Genomic DNA, 17,344 nt, shown 5'->3' on the forward strand with positions numbered 1-17,344 from the left:
CGGTCAATATCCCAACAGTCACACGTTGTGTTCGAAGATAGAAAGAACTGGAATTGAAAGCAAATCACAACCGTCAACTTGCGGCTTAGTGGCACCTTCGGGTTGTGTTCGAAGATAGAAAGAACTGGAATTGAAAGCAAATCACAACCTTTTTGCCCATCAGTTCCAAAACGCCGACGTTGTGTTCGAAGATAGAAGGAACTGGAATTGAAAGCAAATCACAACAAATAAAAATATTGTTTTCATTTAAAGCCGCCATGTAATTGAATTGGAAGCAATAGCACTTTCTGCACAGCTGCGGAGCCATAGAAGGTGCCTACATGGCAGAAGTGAATAAGTGGTTGTCCATAGTCAAAGTTAAATTTCCAATAAACAAGATAGCCATACTGAATATTATAATCAGGAATTCTATATAGATAGGAAGTTAACTGGTTGATATAAAGGAATAATTAATTAAAAGAATGGCGAAACTCCAAAGGAGAAAGGTTTGTCTTGGTCTTAAAGAGCTTGCTAAAAGACTGAAGATGCTCAAACCCTAGCTCATAGGCTATCTCACTGATGGATAGATTGGTGGTTGAAAGTTTTTCTTTGGCCAGTTCGATCAGCTTATTATGCAAATGCTGCTGGGTGCTTTCCCCTGTTAAGGATTTAAGCAAACTGCTTAGGTAACCAGGTGAAATATGGAGGGTGCCGGCAATTAACGCAACGCTTGGCAACCCTTGTTTAGCCAGCGCGCCACTGTTGAAATACTGCGATAAGAAATCCTCCAGGCGGGTGAGCACTTCATGGCTCGCGGCTTTCCGGGTAATGAACTGGCGCTGGTAAAACCTTTCAGAATAGGTCAGCAACAGTTCAAGTTGTGCGATAATCACGCTTTGGCTAAAGCGGTCAATATTGGCTTGATACTCCTGTTCGATATTGTGGACGATCGTGTTAAGCATGGCCTCTTCTTTGTCAGACAAGTAGAGCGCTTCATTGACCGAATAACTGAAAAATTCATATTGCCGGATGTTTTTAGCCAACGGCGTGTTCCATAGAAAATCCGGATGAACCAGGATCATCCAGCCTTCAGGACGATGCATGACGCTGTCCTTTTCAATCTCGACACTGAATACCTGCCTCGGTGACATAAAGAATAACACGCCTTCATCAAAGTCGCTGGCCTGCTGGCCGTATTTGAATTTGGCATTCTTGACCCTTTTCATCGAGATCGAATAAAAGTCATAGATCAAACTAAACGAGCCTTCAGCTAACGGCCGTTTCAGATCATCCATATGTACCACGCTCACGAGCGGATGTGCAGGGTTAGGTAGGCCTGCCGCCCGGTGGTATTCCGTTATCGTGCTGAAACGAAGTACTTCATTTTTCATTACTTCAAGTTAATCAGTTTTAAAATAAACCGCTGCAAATTCTTTCGCAAAATCTGCCAGTTTTATCTTACCCATTTTGGGTTTAGCCCGGTGGAAATTCTCCAGCGTTTTCCCGCTGTGCGTTGCTGCCTGCATTTCCACCAGGGTTTCCGCTGATTTTTTAGGCACTTTAGCCATCTTCAGCCCCCGGAGCATTTCCTTATCAGAGAGCAGTACCCATTTCAGCCATGGCTTATCTACTGCCGTACCGATGATTTTGGCTGCCTCGTTACAGGTCATCTCCTCACTACCCACATAACGGATGGTTTTATCCCGGGGGAGTAACAGCAGTTCCTCCGCAACGGCATCGGCGATATCTTTAGGCGAAACGAAAACGATACGATCATCTCCGCCGTAATTTCCCATCAGCAGGCCTGTCTTGCCGGTCAGCAAGGCCCAAAGCCCCGAATACCGCAGTGTCAGGAACTTACCGGTAAAGCCTTTGCCTTTGATAAGGCCTATAGACTGGTAAAAGTTGGTATAAAAAGCAGCTGGCCGCATGATGGTAAGCGATGTTTGCAGGCCATCAAACAAATGCTCAACATTCTCACCTTTCACCAGGTCGGCTGCCCAACCGCTCAGGAGCACAACACGCTTTAAACCGGCTTGCTTTAAAGCCTGCACGTAGTTTTGCGCCATGCAATGCAGGTAATCCCCAAGGTCAGGCGCACTGAAATTGAGGGGAATCATGGCATAAACGGCATCTGCGCCGGTAAATGTATCAGTGAGAAAGTTAACGTTAGCTATTGAGCCTATGGCGGCAGTAGCACCGAGTTTTTCGATAGCGGCTTCTTTCTTCGGGTTGCTGCTGATAACGGTTACTTCATGCCCTTGAGATACTAAAGTTGCTGTCAACGGTTTACTGATGTTTCCTAATGAACCGGTTACAATGATCTTCATCGTTTATTATTTTGTGTAAACACCGTTCTCAATATCAGTCAGCAAAGCTGAATGTGCAGGATGCCAGTTTAATTGTTCTTGTGTCCATGTACTGGACGCAGGACAATCAATGGCAGCCATTTGTGCAAACCAGCCGAAATGTTCAGCGGCAGCTTCAGGGGCTATTGATTTTACCGGAATATTAAGTTGTTTAGCAATGGCCCCGGCAATGGCTTTAACGGTAATTCCTTCTTCAGCAGCAGCATGATAACGTGCACCTGGCGCGGCGTTCTCCAATGCCAGTCGATATAAATATGCTGCATCTAACCGGTGTACAGCGTTCCAGCGGTTTTGCCCTTCACCAATGTAGGCCGAAAAGCCTTTTTCACGGGCAATGTTAACCAATATGGGAACAAATCCGTGCTTATCGTCATGGCCATGCACGGATGGTGATAATCGTATGATTGCTGTCCGTACACCCAACGCTGCTGCGTTATTCGCTGCCTGTTCCGAAGCACGGGGCCAGGCCGGATTAACAGGTGCAATCATATCCTCTGTAGCCAATTTTCCCGGGCTCACTAATGCGGTACCGGAGGTAACGATTAATGGACGATCAGAACCTGCCAGCACTTCGCCAATGGTTTCAATGGCTTTTTTATCTACCTGGCAAACCGCGGGGAACCGGGTAAAATCATGAATAAAGCCGGCATGAATAACGCCGGTGGTTTGAGCGGCGCCTGCCTTTAAACTCTCTAAATCCTCCAGGTCACCGCGGAGTACTTTAGCACCGGCTTCGATCAATTTTTTGGCTGAAGCATCTGAACGGGCCAATCCCAATACCTGGTGGCCTCCACTTAATAATTCCTGCACAATGGCAGTGCCAATGAAGCCGGTGGCTCCTGTTACAAATACATGCATATGTTTCTTTAGTTTTCACAAAGATCACTTATGCATGATGCACCGGTTTATCCAAATCTGCTTTTGGTTTAGCCGATTCTACACCCTCCCGCATCCCTCAAATTTTTTTTACTTTTAAATAACTACAAAATTCCAAACCGGTATGGCGTTTAATGAAAACCTGGTTAACAGGGTACGGGAAATAATCGCAGCTGCTGGTACGCCTTGATCCTGCCATATTTGAGCAAATGCTGGAGCAGGAGGGCTGCAAGCCCATGGTACATGCCGGCGGGGTAATGAAAGGATATGTTTTTGTAGATGAAAGTGTGCTAACTACCAAAAAGCAGCTGCAGCACTGGGTAAACCTGGCGCCCGATTTTAACCGCTTTGTCAAATCGTCCGGGAAAAAGTAAAGGTTGCCAGGTAAGTAATTTACTTCCTGTGCAACCTTGCTTTCCTGGGGTTATGAATAAAGTATGAACAGCTATTGCAACGTAAGATGTAATTCCCCTTTGGCGTCAACTACACTGTTTACATTTTTGGTGGCGTGCAGGTCCTGCAAAAAAGTTTGCACGGGCCGTTCCCGGTTCACAATAGCATAGTACCGGGTGGCTGCCAGCTTTGCATCATCAATATGAATGCGGATATTATACATCCGCTCCAGTACATCACAAATATCCCGCAGGGGAGTGTCTAAAAATATCTGCAGGCCCTCCATCCAGGCCAGGGTTATATTTGACTGAAACGGCGCAACAGATACCGCGCCGCGCTGCCTGTCAATAGTGGCTTCCTGCCCCGGTTTCAGCTGTACTATTTTATTTTTTGCATTTATTACTACTTCTCCGCTTACCAGCGATACCCGTGTGCGGTTGCTGTAACTGTTGATGTTAAAAGTTGTGCCCAGCACCGTAACATCGGCCAGTCCTGAATGCAGTATGAACAGGCGGTTGGCATCGCTCTGAACTTCAAAATAAGCTTCCCCTTCAAGGTACACTTCGCGTTTTTCCGGGCCGAATACAGAAGGGAATTTAAGCCGGCTGCCTGCGTTCAGGCGTACCAGTGAGCCATCGGCCAGCACAACGCTGTAGGTAAAGCCCGGGGGCACAATAAGGCTGTTCCATTCCGGCTGACCGTGATGTTGTTTGGCTATAAGGGTCAGGCAGCTGCTGTCGGCTGTAAAAACAGCTGCCGGGGTAACAGCCCTGCCCAGTTGCACAATCGGCAGGAAAGTGCCATTCGGAGTTTGCAGGGTAATACCGGCCGCTTTCCCCGCAGTGAATGTTTGTATCTGCTGCTGGTAATACGCTGCTGCCACACCAAACAGGGCCACAAACGCAATAACAATAACACGGCCCGTAGGCAGGTGCTTGCGCAGCAGCTTCATAAATTTATTCAGCGCCCGCAGCAGCAGGTATATGTTAGGATCCTGGTTTGTTCCCATCGGAGGTTAATTATGAATGTAATAAAATAGCCGGTTTTCAGAGGAATGGTAGCAGGTGCTCATAACCGCCTTTATGGTATAGAAGAGGTTACAAATTCCTATAGATTACGGTTGTTAAAATGAATATGTACTACTCAAACAGATAAAAGATATAAAATAACCGGATATTTATTGATAATTTACCGCCCTTCATTAAATGCAGTGAACGTGATGACGCATGTTCGTAACCGTTATTACTTGCTTACAGCAATATCCCTGCTGACAACCACTTTGTCGGTTGCCCAGGTAAAAGACCCGGTTTCCTATGTAGATCCTTTTATTGGCACCGCAAAAAGCAATGTAATTACCAAATGGGGAAATGAGGGCGGTACCTATCCCGGCGCTGTAGCGCCCTGGGGAAATATTCAGCTTACCCCCGAAACCCGGGTAAACGCCGGCTACGATTATGCTGACGGCGACATTGTTTATTTCAGCTGCCTGCGCCACCACAGCGGTTTCCCCGGTGGATCAGCAGGCCAGTTGTATATAATGCCCGTAAATAGCAACGACAGCTTTCACCTGGGAACTTATCACCGCCGTTTTTCACATGCAGAAGAGAAGGCATCACCGGGTTATTACCGTGTGCTGTTCCCCGACAACAATACGCTGGTAGAAGCTACCGCAACTACCCGCACCGGTTTTTTCCGCTTTACATTTGCACCCGGCGTAACACCGCAGCTGTTCATAGGCGATGGTAAACGCTTTAATACCGTTACCCGCTTTAACCTGGCCTACACGCACAGGGCAGCCGTGGAAGGCGGCTCCCTTTTTACCTTTGCAGCCGCTGCTGCCGGCCCTACCATACTATGGCTGAAGCTGAGCACTTCTACAGCAGGACAGGAGATCGCGGCCCGTAACATAGCCGTGGAGCTGGACACCACTTTTGACGGCATCCGCGAACGCACCCGCGCAGCATGGACCAAAGTATTATCAGTAGTGGATGTACAGGATAATGATGAAGCGCATAAAACAATTTTTTATACCGCCCTGTACCACTCCCTGCTAATGCCCTGGATCATTTCTGATACAGACGGTGGCTACCGCGGCGCCGACGGTAAAATTTACCCGGTAAGCGGAGCAGCCCAATACGGTGGTTTCTCGCCCTGGGACACTTTCCGCTCCCTGCATCCTTTGCTTTGCCTGTTATTTCCTTCCGTACAGCGGGATATGGTGCTGTCCATGCTGGACGTGTTTCAGCAAGCCGGCCACCTGCCAACAGAATCCATGACCGGCAATCATGCCGTGCCCATTATTGCAGATACCTACCTGAAAGGCATGGGCGGTATTGATGCAGGGCTGGCATTCAAAGCGATGCTCAAAAGCCATGCAGATACGCCTTTCCTGCAGCCGGACCTGCAGGTGTACCAGCAGCAGGGCTACATACCTTTTACCTGGCCGGAATCTGTTACACGCACGGTAGAATATGCGTACGACGATTGGGTGTTGGGACAGTTTGCCGCCCGGGTAATGCACAACGATAGCATTGCCCGCGCCTGCCTGCAAAGGAGCTATGCTTACCGCAGGCTGTTCCGCCCGGATGAAATGCTGCTGCTGCCGCGCGCCGGCAATGAATACAAACTGCAGCCCGGCACCACGGGCTATAAGGAAGGCGATGCCTGGGCCTACACGTATTTTGTGCCGCAGCACCCGCAGGACCTGGTGAACCTCATGGGAGGCCCGCAGCTGTTTGCACAGCGCCTGGATGATGCGCTTACCAGTCAGCAGATCATTTTCGATAATGAAACGGTATTCCAGGTGCCCTGGCTGTTCAATGCTGCCGGCTACCCGCACTATACGCAAAAATGGATAAGGGAAATCACGTACCGCCGTTTTTCCGCCACACCAGGCGGTTTGCCCGGTAATGATGATTTGGGCAGCACATCCAGCTGGTATGTGCTGAGCGCCCTGGGTATTTACCCGTTGTGTCCCGGCCGGCCGGAATATACACTGGGCACGCCGCTTTTCCGGTCTGCCGCATTACATCTTGAAAACGGCCGCACATTTACCATTCAACGCAGCGCCGGGGCGGGGGCCTACATTCGTAATGTTCGGTTGGATAAGCAGCCGTATAACCATATTTACATCCCGCATGCGCGTATAATGCAGGGCGGAAAAATGCTGGTAAATGCCGGAACTGCACCGGTACGCAAATGGCCCCTGCACGATAGCGCAGCTGAAGGCCGGCCGGATTTTCATTTGCTGCAGTACAACGTATCTGCCCGAAGCGTAACACCGCATAAGCCTTTCTGGCTGCGCTTTACCTTGCACAATAACGGCAGCTTGGGTACCAAACAGGTGCAGGTAATGGTAAACAACCGCTTATACGCTGTTAAAAACTGTTTGGTGGATAGTAGGGCTACCATAACCGACTCCGTTTCCCTGCGCCTTTATGAGTTAGGTACGGCAAGTATTACCCTGAAAGACCAGCCGGCACAAACGCCGTTGGCAGTAACGGTTACGCGGCCGGCACAGCCCTTTCCTTTATGGCCCGATATACAGGCGCTGGCATTGCGGCCGCTGGTGGCCCGGGGCGACACGCAGCATATCACTTTTACGGCGCAGAATATTGGCGGGGAAACCCGCACCTGGCAGCTGCCTGTTCGCCTGCAGGACAGCATCATCACCCGGGTGCAGCTAACCCTGCAACCAGGCCGGCAGCAAACTGTTACACGGCAGCTGGTAGCCCAGGAGGCCGGCTGGCAGCTGCTGCGGGTGGGCAATGCCGCACAGCGGTTCCGTGTTTACACCCACCCGCTGGAAACCCTGCTGCTCAACCTGGAGCCCCGCGCAGCCGATACCGTAGTGGCAGACCATTCGGGGTTTAATAACAATGCCCGGGTTATAGGCAGGCAGTCAATAGCCGGTGCGGAAAAGGGGCTGCTGCTGGGCAATGATTGTTATGCAGAAGTACCCAATGCTCCCAGCCTGGATGTAATGGGCAACACCCTTACCATGATGGCCTGGGTGTACCCGCAAATGCCCGGCACAAAAGCAGCTCGCGGGCTGGTGGATATTTTTACCAAGGGCGATACCCATGTGCTGCAGGTAGCCGGTAATAAAACACTCACCTTTTTTGCCGGGGGCTGGGGCAGGGGCGATGTAAGCGCTCCTTTGCCCGGCAACTGGTTCAACCACTGGCACCATATTGCCGGCGTATGCGATGGCGCCGGGTTGCGCCTGTATATCGACGGGGAGCTGAAAGGCGCTGCCAGCCTGGAGAAGCCGGTAAACCTGTCTGTCCCCAATAAATGGACCCTGGGCCGTAATGAAGAATTTCCGGGCACCCGCATTTTCAATGGTTATATGAACGGCGTAAAAGTATATGCGTCACCGTTATCCAGCCGGGAAATTAAGCAGGCAATGGGCGCTGCGCCTGCCTGGCAGCGCTGACCGGAAATAACCTACTTTTGCATTTCTTAACAAGCAATTGTATGTCAACCGTCAGCATTCGTCCCATACAACCCGGAGATAACCCTGCATTAGCCATTATAGTACGCAATGCCCTGGCAGAGCATCACCTGGATAAGCCGGGCACGGTGTTTACAGATCCCACCACGGATAATTTATATGAGCTGTTCAACATCCCCCGCGCCGCTTATAATGTAGCGTTGCTGGACGGGGTAATAGCCGGCGGCGCCGGCATACACCCGCTGGATGGCGGCGATCCTCATGTGTGCGAGCTGCAGAAAATGTACCTGGTGCCGGCTGCGCGCGGCAAAGGCATTGCCCGTTATTTAATTGAGCAATGCCTGGAGTTTGCCCGCAATAACGGTTATACGCACTGCTATCTCGAAACCATGCCGGAGCTGGCAAAGGCGCGCCGCCTGTATGAGCACTTTGGATTTGAATACCTGGATGGCCCCATGGGCAACACCGGCCATTATGCCTGCGATAACTGGATGCTAAAGGCGCTTTGAGCCTTTAAGATAACTTTAACGGTTAAGCGGGTTAAACTTTACATATAGACAATGATCTAATTGCTGAAGCGTTTAAAGAGCGCGGAAGATCAGCTGCTCCCACGCGCTGGAGATTAAATTCTTTTATAAAATGAAAAACAAATCTTATATACTGGGTGTGCTGCTGTTACTGGCGGCTACATTAACGGCAGGAGGCGCCTACGCACAGCGTGGGCATGTACGGGTAGGAGTAGGCGCGCATTTTTATGGTGGCGGGGGCCGTGTGTTTATGGGAGGCCGTGTAGGCGGACCGGTATATTATCACCCGCGCTATTATAGGCCGGTACGGGTATATCATCCGCGTGTGTATTACCCTTATTACCGTTATCCCATTGGCTTTCGTTTAAGCGTGCTGCCATACGGGTTTATGACTTTTGGTACGCCCTGGGGCCCTTACTTTTATTTTGACGGTACTTTTTACCGCCATTATGATAACAATGAAACAGCATACGAAGTGGCAGAACCGCCTGTGGGCGCAGATGTGCCGTCACTGCCTTCCGGCGCTAAAGAGGTAACCATCGATGGCAATACCTATTACGAATACAAGGGCACTATTTACCAGGAAGTAATTAAGCACAATGAACGCCGCTACGCCATTGTAGGTAAGAACGGACAGCTGAGCATAGGTGATGATGACGGTACTTCAGCAGCGCCTGATAGTCAGGCTGCCCCGCCGGATGATGTGATTTATGAGCTGCCAGAAAACAGCCGTAAAGTAGAGATAAACGGGCAGCTGCTCTATGTTTCACCCGATGGTATGTATTACCAGGAAGTGCAATTGGATAATAATATGACAGGGTATAAAATTGTAGGAAAACAAACCGCCGATTAAGTACAGGCATCGGCGTATTTTGGAAAGCACTTTCTCTTGGCGGAAGGTGCTTTTTTGTTTTTAGCCCCTCTTATTTTCAAAAAACTTATCCACCTGATGCTAACAATTGCCCGCAGGCATTTGTATTGTTTTTCAATGCTTATAATGATTATATAATAAAACTGTCCCCCAAGAATGGGGGACAGGGTTAGATAACTATCCTATGAAAACTTGCTTTCGCAAGCTAATCCTGTTAGTTTTGAGTTATAGAGAGTATGTTTTGTTAATAATAAAATACCAGCTTTGCCGATGTTATCGGCAGTTGTGTTCATTGATACAATAGGGCCAGTTGGTGGTATCTGCATACTTCGTTGAATACTACACTACTTAGCTCTTTTTGGTTGTGTGCAAAAATGCAAAAGAGTGGCCAACCATTTAAGTGATTTTTAGCGTGTAGCGTAAAAATGAGTGCATACTCCCAATATTGGGAACTAGTACCCAATTTAGCGAAAGGCGATCCTGTTAGCGTTTAGTGGCGCCTGTTATTTGTGACAAGTGTTAAACCAGGGGGGAAATACAATACACCTCAAAAATTTATAATCCATTGAATAACAAAAACTTAAAGTGTATATTGGCGCACCTTATCCCGCGCCATTTACAGAAATTATGGTGATAACAAAATCAAGTACCAACACAGATGGAAATGTTGCCCATGTAGTCAGCTTGCTGTAAAGCATGGCTGTAATCTTACCAATGCTAACTGCTTTAAACATATTGTCGGATGACTGAAAGTTCCCGTAAAATACTGCTGGTAGACGGGAGCCATACATTCATTAAACATGTCAGTCAGTTGCTGATCCCGCATTACGAGATAATTACCGCATTATCTACCGATGAGGGGTTAGGATTAGCATTGGAGCAATTGCCCGATTTGATCATTTGTGGCATTGAGCTGCGGGACGGCAGCGGCCACCATTTCCTGATGGCGCTGCGCGATGATCCCCGCGTGGCGCATATACCCTTTATACTAATCGGCAATAAAGACACAAAGGAAGACCTGCGCATGGCCATGAACCTGGGGGCCGATGATTACCTGGTGCAGCCGCTCAAGCGGCAGGACCTGCTGTCCGGCATCCGCGCCCGATTGTCCCGCTTTGCCATCTTCAACAACATGCGCCGGGCTATTGAAACCAAACAGGAAACAGGCGCCGGAATGCCCATTCCCCTGGTGCCGGCTGATCTGCAGGACAAGCTGAGTAAAACCGAGTCAAGGATTATAAAGCTCATAGCAGAAGGGAAGAACACCAAGGAAATTGCACAGGAGCTGTATGTAAGCATAAAAACCGTAGAAAACCATAAATACAACATTGCCCATAAGCTGGGCCTTACGGGCCGTAATTCCCTTACCGAATACGTGATCAAAAACATCATCCAGCCCTATAAAAGATCCTGATCCCCGCACGCCCGGTAAATTTTTTATTCACACCTGGCATCCCGCAACCGGAACACCCATATCCTCATCCGGCCTTGACAGTCTGCTGTTTTGTCTGCACCTGACCCGTCTTAGTTGTTAATAACTTTTTATATTCGCGCTAAATAATATTATTTTATTTAATAAATATTCATAATTTTATATATTAAAATGCGGATAATTATCGAGTTGAGCTGAATAAAAGGGGGTGTATTTATGACTACAAAAGTATACGGCAATTGTTGTGAAATGCAGCGATTGCTTTGCCGTAAATGCTTGTTATGCTGTAACTTATGAGTGCGAAACGCTATAGAACCTTATGTTGCATGTTGGGGGCCCTCCTCCTGGCCGCCAGTCACGTATTGGCAGCCGGGAACCCTGTAAAGCTGAACAAAAAAGTGAGAAGGCTGCAAACCATCAGCACGGGCAATCCCCTGGATGCTACGGAAAGCGGCATTTACGGCGGTATGGATATTATGCTGTCCGAAGGTCCTGCCACGGAAGATATTGCCATCACCTTTACTGTTACCGGTACAGCCATTACCGGTACTGATTATTTTACCAGTATCTGGACCGGCACCACCACCATGTACGCCGGCGAAAATTACATACACCTTCCCCTGGAAGCCATTAACGACGAACTTATAGAAGGGGATGAAACCGTAACCATCACCATTACCGGCGCTACCGGTTTAAGCTCCTCAACGCCTTACGACCTGGATGCACATATTTCAGAAACCCTGAAGATTATTGATAACGATAATATTATTACAGCCTATAGCACCGGCAGCCAGGCCGGGGAGCCCAGCGCGCCCATTACCGCCAAATTTGCCTTGCCTGGTACACTCACCGCTCCTGAAGATATTACGATTAATTATTTTGTAGATGGCGGTACCGCAACCAATGGTGAAGACTATGAAACGCCCGGTGGTACCATTGTGCTGCCGGCCGGCGCCAACTATGTAATACTTACTATACCGGTAATAGATGATAAGACCATTGAAGGGAACGAAACCGTGAAGATCACTATGTCCAGCGCTACCGCGGCCGATTTTAACGTGGAGCTGTCCTCCAGCAGGTCTGTAAGCTCTTCCATCCTCGACGATGACTCTGAGTTGAGCATTGGTATAATAGGCACTATCAACGGCAAGGAAAATCCTACCAGCTCCGGCGCCTTTACTATTAGCCTGCCGCCGGGTGTAAAAGCAGGGGAAATAATTACCGTTACCTACTCCATATCCGGTACCGCCACTGCCGGCACCGATTATAAGACCCTTACGGGCAAAGCTTTTATATCAATGAATAAAAGCAGCATACTGGTGCCCATTACCATCTTCGACGACCAGGTGATTGAAGGTATGGAGGACATTGTGGTAACGGTATTAAGCGGCAGTTCCAATAACCTGGCCACCTATGCCATCAGCACCACCAGCAATACCACTACCGTACAAATTGAAGATGATGATAACCAGCCCGCAAACTGCCAGATCAATGCCATCCTCGTAGCAGACGGCAGCGAGTCCGGCGGCGATGGCAGCTTTAAGCTGGCCCTGCCCGGAGCTTATACCTTTAAGCAGGATATGACGGTTACCTATACCGTAGGCGGCACCGCCATGCCAGGTTCAGATTATACGCCTTTGGCAGGCACTGCTAACCTGGTGGCCGGCCAAAACAGCGTGCTGGTGCCGGTGCCCGTATTAAACGATGCGCTGATTGAGGGCGACGAAAGCGTGATTATTAAACCGCAGCCCGTAAGCACCGCTGGTATTAACTTCGCCGGCGGCGACTCCTGCGTCGTAATGATAGAGGATGATGATGACGATAACCTGAAAGTAGCTATAGCGGCCTACGATTCAGCGGCTACCGAGCTTACAGACACAGCGGCCTTCCGCATAAGCCTGCCCAACGGCAATGCTGCCTCCGTACCCGTAACCGTTACCTATGAGGTAACCGGCACCGCGGCTAACGGTACAGACTATACCAGTCTTTCCGGCACAGTAACTATTGAAGCCGACAGCACCGGCGCCTTTATTCCGCTGTACACGCTGGATGATAACATCATTGAAGGGGACGAAACCGTATCTGTTAAATTATTAACCGCTACCTCCTCATTGCCGTTCAGCATAGATCATACTAAAGACTCAGCCCTTATCACTATTCATGATGATGATGTGGCCGACATGAATATTATTGCCGGCACCACTGCTAATACCGGCGCGGAACCGGCCACGCCAGCACAGTTTGTCGTGAAGCTGGCATCCGGCAAGGTTACCAGTGTGCCCGTTACCGTTACTTATACCACCGCAGGTACTGCTGCCAGCGGTACGGATTATACGGCATTGTCCGGCACAGTAACCATTCCTGCCGACAGCAGCAGCGCTACGGTTACCGTACCTGTGCTGGATGATAACCTGGTTGAAGGAAATGAAACGGTGATCATGACCCTTACCGGGGCTACTGCCAGTTTGCCCTTTGTAATAGGCACACCGGCCAAAGACTCCGTTATTATAGATGATGATGACGATGCAGACATGGGCGTGATCATAAACGCCAGCATTCCCGATGCTTCGGAGCCCGCCACCAATGGAGAGTTTACCATTAAGCTGGCGTCGGGCAAAATACCGCTGGTGCCCATTACCGTAACCTATACCGTAAGTGGCACTGCCGTAAGCGGTACCGACTATACGCCTTTAACCGGCACGGTTACCATACCAGCCAACAGCAGCAGCGTTACCTTCCCGGTAAAGGTGATGAACGATACCATTGCCGAAACAGCAGAAACGTTGATTGTAACGCTGAACACTGTTACAGCTGCCATGCCCTTTGTTAAAGGCGCACCGGCTGTAGATACCATTACCATTTTTGATGATGATATTGAACAGGTGATCATCAGCGCCGGCGACCCGGATGCTGCTGAACCGTCAGACGGCGGGCAGTTCACCATACACATTGCCTCCGGCAAACCGGTAACCGCCGATGTTATGCTGGACCTCACGGTTACCGGTACGGCCACCGGCGGCACAGACTATACCTCTATACCGCTTTCCGTGACCATCCCCACCGGCAGCAGCAATGTTACCCTACCGGTAAGTGTAATAGACGATGACCGCGTAGAGGGTACGGAAACCGTGATTGTTACGCTTACCAAGCTTACCTCTGCCGCCCGGTACGACATTGGCATGCAGAAAACAGACACGGTGAAAATTGCAGACGAAGATGCCGCCAACCTGGCTATAGAAATGGTAGCTACCAAGGCCGACGCCGCAGAACCGGGCGATAAGCCTGAAGATGCCGGAGAGTTTACGGTACGCCTGGCTTCCGGCAAGCTGGCTGATAAGGATATTGCGGTTGCCTATGAAATAACCGGTAATGCCGGCAATGCAGACGACTATGATTCTATACCAGCACAGGTAACTATCCCCGCCGGCAGCAACGGTGTTAAGATACCCATTAGCATAATAGATGATACCAAGCCGGAAGGCGTTGAAAACATTACGCTCACCATCAATAAAATAACCGGCTACCTGGCCTTCACAGGCATGAACAGCTCTGCTACCGTGCAGATAGCTGATAATGATACCGTAACTACCGCCGCCTGGATGAGTGTGGACGTAAAAGGAAAGGTAAGCTCCGGCAACGCCATCCGCTATACCATACACATAAGCAACGGCGGCGATACCGACCAGGTGAATGTGATTATTAAAGACCTGGTGCCTGCCTACACCGTGTTTGTATCAGCGGAAGACGGTATTAAACCCGATGCCAGCGGCCTGTTAACATGGACCATTCCGCTGATTACGCCCGGCGTTACCGTTACCCGCGAGCTGCTGGTAAAAGTGGCGGATGACCTTACCGGCGCCGATAGCATTGTGAACACCGCCACCATTAACCTGAACGATGGGGTAGGCGACCAGCCGGTGCATCCGGCCGACCCGCTGAACCCGAACTTCCCCAACCTTAATTCCGGGCCTAATGACCCGGCCACCGTGGTGTACGTGAATAAATCGGGCGGGTTCAATACCTGGAAAACGGTGAAGAACAATGATAATACATCAACCGCCAAACCAGGGCAGGAGCTCCTGTACAGGATATACATCCGTAACACCGGTGGTGTGCAGCTGTCTAACGTAACCATTGTAGACACTATACCTGCTCATACCAAATATGTAAGCAACGCCACAGGCGGTGTGTATGATGCCACTACCAATACCATCAGCTGGGTGCGTACAACCATTGGCGTTAAAGTAAAAGACTCTGTAAGCTTCCTGGTAAAAACAGATAACGACCTTACCGGTGTGGCGCAGATAGAAAATATAGCCACCATAAGCACAGCAGATACCAGCAGGCAAACCGGCATCTGTGATCCATCTGCAGACGCTACCTGCACCGATAGCCCGGCGCCTGCAATAATACTGGTAGAAAATAAACCCGTGAACCTGGAGTTGGTGTTCCCCAATGTGTTTACACCCAATGGTGACGGCCTGAATGAATACTTCAAGATAGGCGGACTGGAAAGCTATACTGCGCCGGAGCTGTATGTATACAACCGCTGGGGCAGCCAGGTATATGCTTCCACAGATTATCATAACGACTGGGATGGAAACGGCGGAAAGCTGAATGAAGGCACTTATTACTATGTGCTGAAGGTAAAAACATCATCTGATGAAGAGAAACTTTATAAGGGATGGGTGCAAATACTGAAATAATGAAGCAGAAGGCCATACTAAGAAAAACCGTTATACGCAAACTGTACATGTGTGCAGCCTTGCTGTTGCTTGGTTATACCAGTAATGCGCAGCAGGACATACAGTTTAGCCAGTACATTTTTAATGACCTGAGTGTGAACCCGGCTACCGCAGGCAATAAGGAAGACTGGTACCTGAACGCCATTTACCGGCAGCAATGGGCCGGGTTTCCCGGCGCTCCGCGCACCGGCGGTGTTTCAGTAGACGGGTTGGTGAACGGGGATGACAATGAACGGCGTGTAGGCGTTGGCGTTCAGCTGATGATGGATGCCCTGGGGCCGCAGCATGCATATTCCCTGTACGGTTCCTATGCCTACCGCATACCGGTAGATGAGTACGGCCTGAGCCGTTTTTGCCTGGGGCTGGGCATTGGTTTTACACAGTACGGTATTGACGGCACTGCCTTCCAATATACAGACGCTAATGACCCGGTAATACCCATAGCGCCGGCCGCCTCCATAGCGCCGGATGCACGCTTTGGCATCTATTACTACAGCCCGCAGTTTTACTTTGGCCTGTCTGTAATGGACCTGCTGTCTACCTACACCAATACCAGCTATTCGTGGAAAGGGTATAAGTTTGAAACCATCCGCAAAACGCAGCATATTTATCTTACCGGCGGCACCATACTGCCGTTTTCCGATAACTTTAAGCTAAAGCCGTCCGTGATGGTAAAAACCGACCTGAAGGGACCCATTAATATTGACTTTAATTCTTTTCTGCTCATAGGAGAGGGGGATAAGCTGTGGATAGGGGGCTCTTACCGCACTACCAGCAACATCAGCATTATGGGCGTGTTTAATGCGCCGCGGTTTCGCCTGGGGTATGCTTATGATATGAACATGAGTAAGCTCGTAGGAGCAGGCGCGTCGCATGAGATATCCATCGGCATCCTGTTTCCCTCCGGCAGGAATGATGACGCAGATCCGCGGTATTTCTGATCACTTTTTTTCGTATTTCCAGTTACGGGTTTTTCCTTCCGCCACCCATTCAATAGTAGTAGCCACGCGCTTTTCCCGTGTGGCATCTGTTTTTGCTGCTGTCACCCACTCCGCATAATCCTTTTGCTGCGAGTAGGTCATAGCCGCAAAGTTCCGGGCAGCCTTTTTGTTTTTTGCCAGCGCTTTTTGGAGATCATCCGGTATTGCCAGCTCGCTTTTATCTTTTTTAACCCGTGATTTAGCCGGCGGCGCCTCACCCTGTTCATTAATGGCGGCCGCTTCCTTAATATAGGCCAGCATAATCTTGTCTGCGGGCAGGTCCTGCAGGCTGGTAATATTACCCAGGTGGCCCATACCGGTTGCTGCTTCTTTCTTCAGCACCTTATGCGGATCGCTCAGCAGCAATGCCCGCCAGAAAATAAATGCACAGTGCTGCTTAAAGGCTGCTATGGCGCATAACACCCCGTGGTGTTCAAAAAAGGGCCTGCTCCATTTTATATTTTCTGTTACATCCGGGCAGGCTTTATGTATTAATGCCCGTAAATGCCGCAATATGGGTTGTGCAAAGGGGGCTGCTTTGCTGATGTAGGCATCTACCCGTTCGTCTGTATGTTGCATGGTATAAATTTAAAACTTCTCATCCATTAACATCTGATTAAGGTCTTGTTTCTCCGGGAGTAACTAGATTTATAGCTGTTAAATACACTGTCACTGTTTTTTAGTCAGATGTTTCACTTGTATTGGAAAAATTATAA

The 17,344-nt window shown here is 49.5% G+C and carries 12 protein-coding genes; 7 read left to right on the forward strand and 5 right to left on the reverse strand.

The features are described 5' to 3' along the window. Positions 1-449 precede the first annotated feature (449 nt). The 3 genes from VFS25_RS01605 to VFS25_RS01615 are packed head-to-tail and all read right to left on the reverse strand — an operon-like array spanning position 450 to position 3,206. A complete protein-coding gene (locus tag VFS25_RS01605) occupies positions 450-1,370 on the reverse strand; it encodes a helix-turn-helix transcriptional regulator (RefSeq protein ID WP_326460363.1) in 921 nt (306 codons plus the stop codon). 9 nt (positions 1,371-1,379) lie between these two features. Then, positions 1,380-2,309 (reverse strand): SDR family oxidoreductase, encoded by a 930-nt coding sequence (locus tag VFS25_RS01610; RefSeq protein ID WP_326460364.1) that lies wholly within the window; start codon positions 2,307-2,309, stop codon positions 1,380-1,382. Positions 2,310-2,315: 6 nt separating this feature from the next. Continuing rightward, positions 2,316-3,206: an SDR family oxidoreductase gene (locus VFS25_RS01615; protein WP_326460365.1), complete on the reverse strand. Its 891-nt coding sequence runs from the start codon at positions 3,204-3,206 to the stop codon at positions 2,316-2,318. Positions 3,207-3,433: 227 nt separating this feature from the next. Between VFS25_RS01615 and VFS25_RS01620 the strand changes: the two genes are divergently transcribed. Further along, complete coding sequence (locus tag VFS25_RS01620) at positions 3,434-3,598, forward strand: hypothetical protein (protein ID WP_414647694.1); 165 nt, start codon at positions 3,434-3,436, stop codon at positions 3,596-3,598. Between the two features lie 71 nt (positions 3,599-3,669). Here the strand turns inward: VFS25_RS01620 and VFS25_RS01625 are convergent, their stop codons facing one another. Further along, positions 3,670-4,626 (reverse strand): FecR family protein, encoded by a 957-nt coding sequence (locus VFS25_RS01625; RefSeq protein WP_326460366.1) that lies wholly within the window; start codon positions 4,624-4,626, stop codon positions 3,670-3,672. A gap of 210 nt (positions 4,627-4,836) precedes the next feature. Between VFS25_RS01625 and VFS25_RS01630 the strand changes: the two genes are divergently transcribed. The 6 genes from VFS25_RS01630 to VFS25_RS01655 all read left to right on the forward strand — a co-directional run bounded on the left by VFS25_RS01630 (position 4,837) and on the right by VFS25_RS01655 (position 16,589). Beyond that, positions 4,837-8,055, forward strand: coding sequence for a GH92 family glycosyl hydrolase (locus tag VFS25_RS01630; RefSeq protein WP_326460374.1), 3,219 nt, complete (start codon positions 4,837-4,839; stop codon positions 8,053-8,055). 41 nt (positions 8,056-8,096) lie between these two features. Further along, entirely contained in the window at positions 8,097-8,582 is a 486-nt protein-coding gene (locus VFS25_RS01635) for a GNAT family N-acetyltransferase (protein ID WP_326460367.1), read from the forward strand. Positions 8,583-8,712: 130 nt separating this feature from the next. Next, positions 8,713-9,453 (forward strand): DUF6515 family protein, encoded by a 741-nt coding sequence (locus tag VFS25_RS01640; protein ID WP_326460368.1) that lies wholly within the window; start codon positions 8,713-8,715, stop codon positions 9,451-9,453. Positions 9,454-10,213: 760 nt separating this feature from the next. After that, positions 10,214-10,885 carry a response regulator transcription factor gene (locus tag VFS25_RS01645; RefSeq protein ID WP_326460369.1) on the forward strand — a complete coding sequence of 224 codons (672 nt, stop codon included), beginning with the start codon at positions 10,214-10,216 and terminating at the stop codon, positions 10,883-10,885. Between the two features lie 344 nt (positions 10,886-11,229). Beyond that, positions 11,230-15,609 carry a Calx-beta domain-containing protein gene (locus VFS25_RS01650; RefSeq protein ID WP_326460370.1) on the forward strand — a complete coding sequence of 1,460 codons (4,380 nt, stop codon included), beginning with the start codon at positions 11,230-11,232 and terminating at the stop codon, positions 15,607-15,609. Further along, on the forward strand, positions 15,609-16,589 hold the full coding sequence (locus VFS25_RS01655) for a type IX secretion system membrane protein PorP/SprF (RefSeq protein ID WP_326460371.1): 981 nt from the start codon (positions 15,609-15,611) through the stop codon (positions 16,587-16,589). Before VFS25_RS01650 ends, VFS25_RS01655 begins: the two co-directional genes overlap by 1 nt. Here the strand turns inward: VFS25_RS01655 and VFS25_RS01660 are convergent, their stop codons facing one another. Beyond that, entirely contained in the window at positions 16,590-17,207 is a 618-nt protein-coding gene (locus VFS25_RS01660; RefSeq protein ID WP_326460372.1) for a YdeI/OmpD-associated family protein, read from the reverse strand. Between the last annotated feature and the right edge of the window lie 137 nt (positions 17,208-17,344).

Origin of the sequence: Chitinophaga sp. (assembly GCF_035761305.1) — a bacterium.
Taxonomy (GTDB): Bacteria; Bacteroidota; Bacteroidia; order Chitinophagales; family Chitinophagaceae; genus Chitinophaga.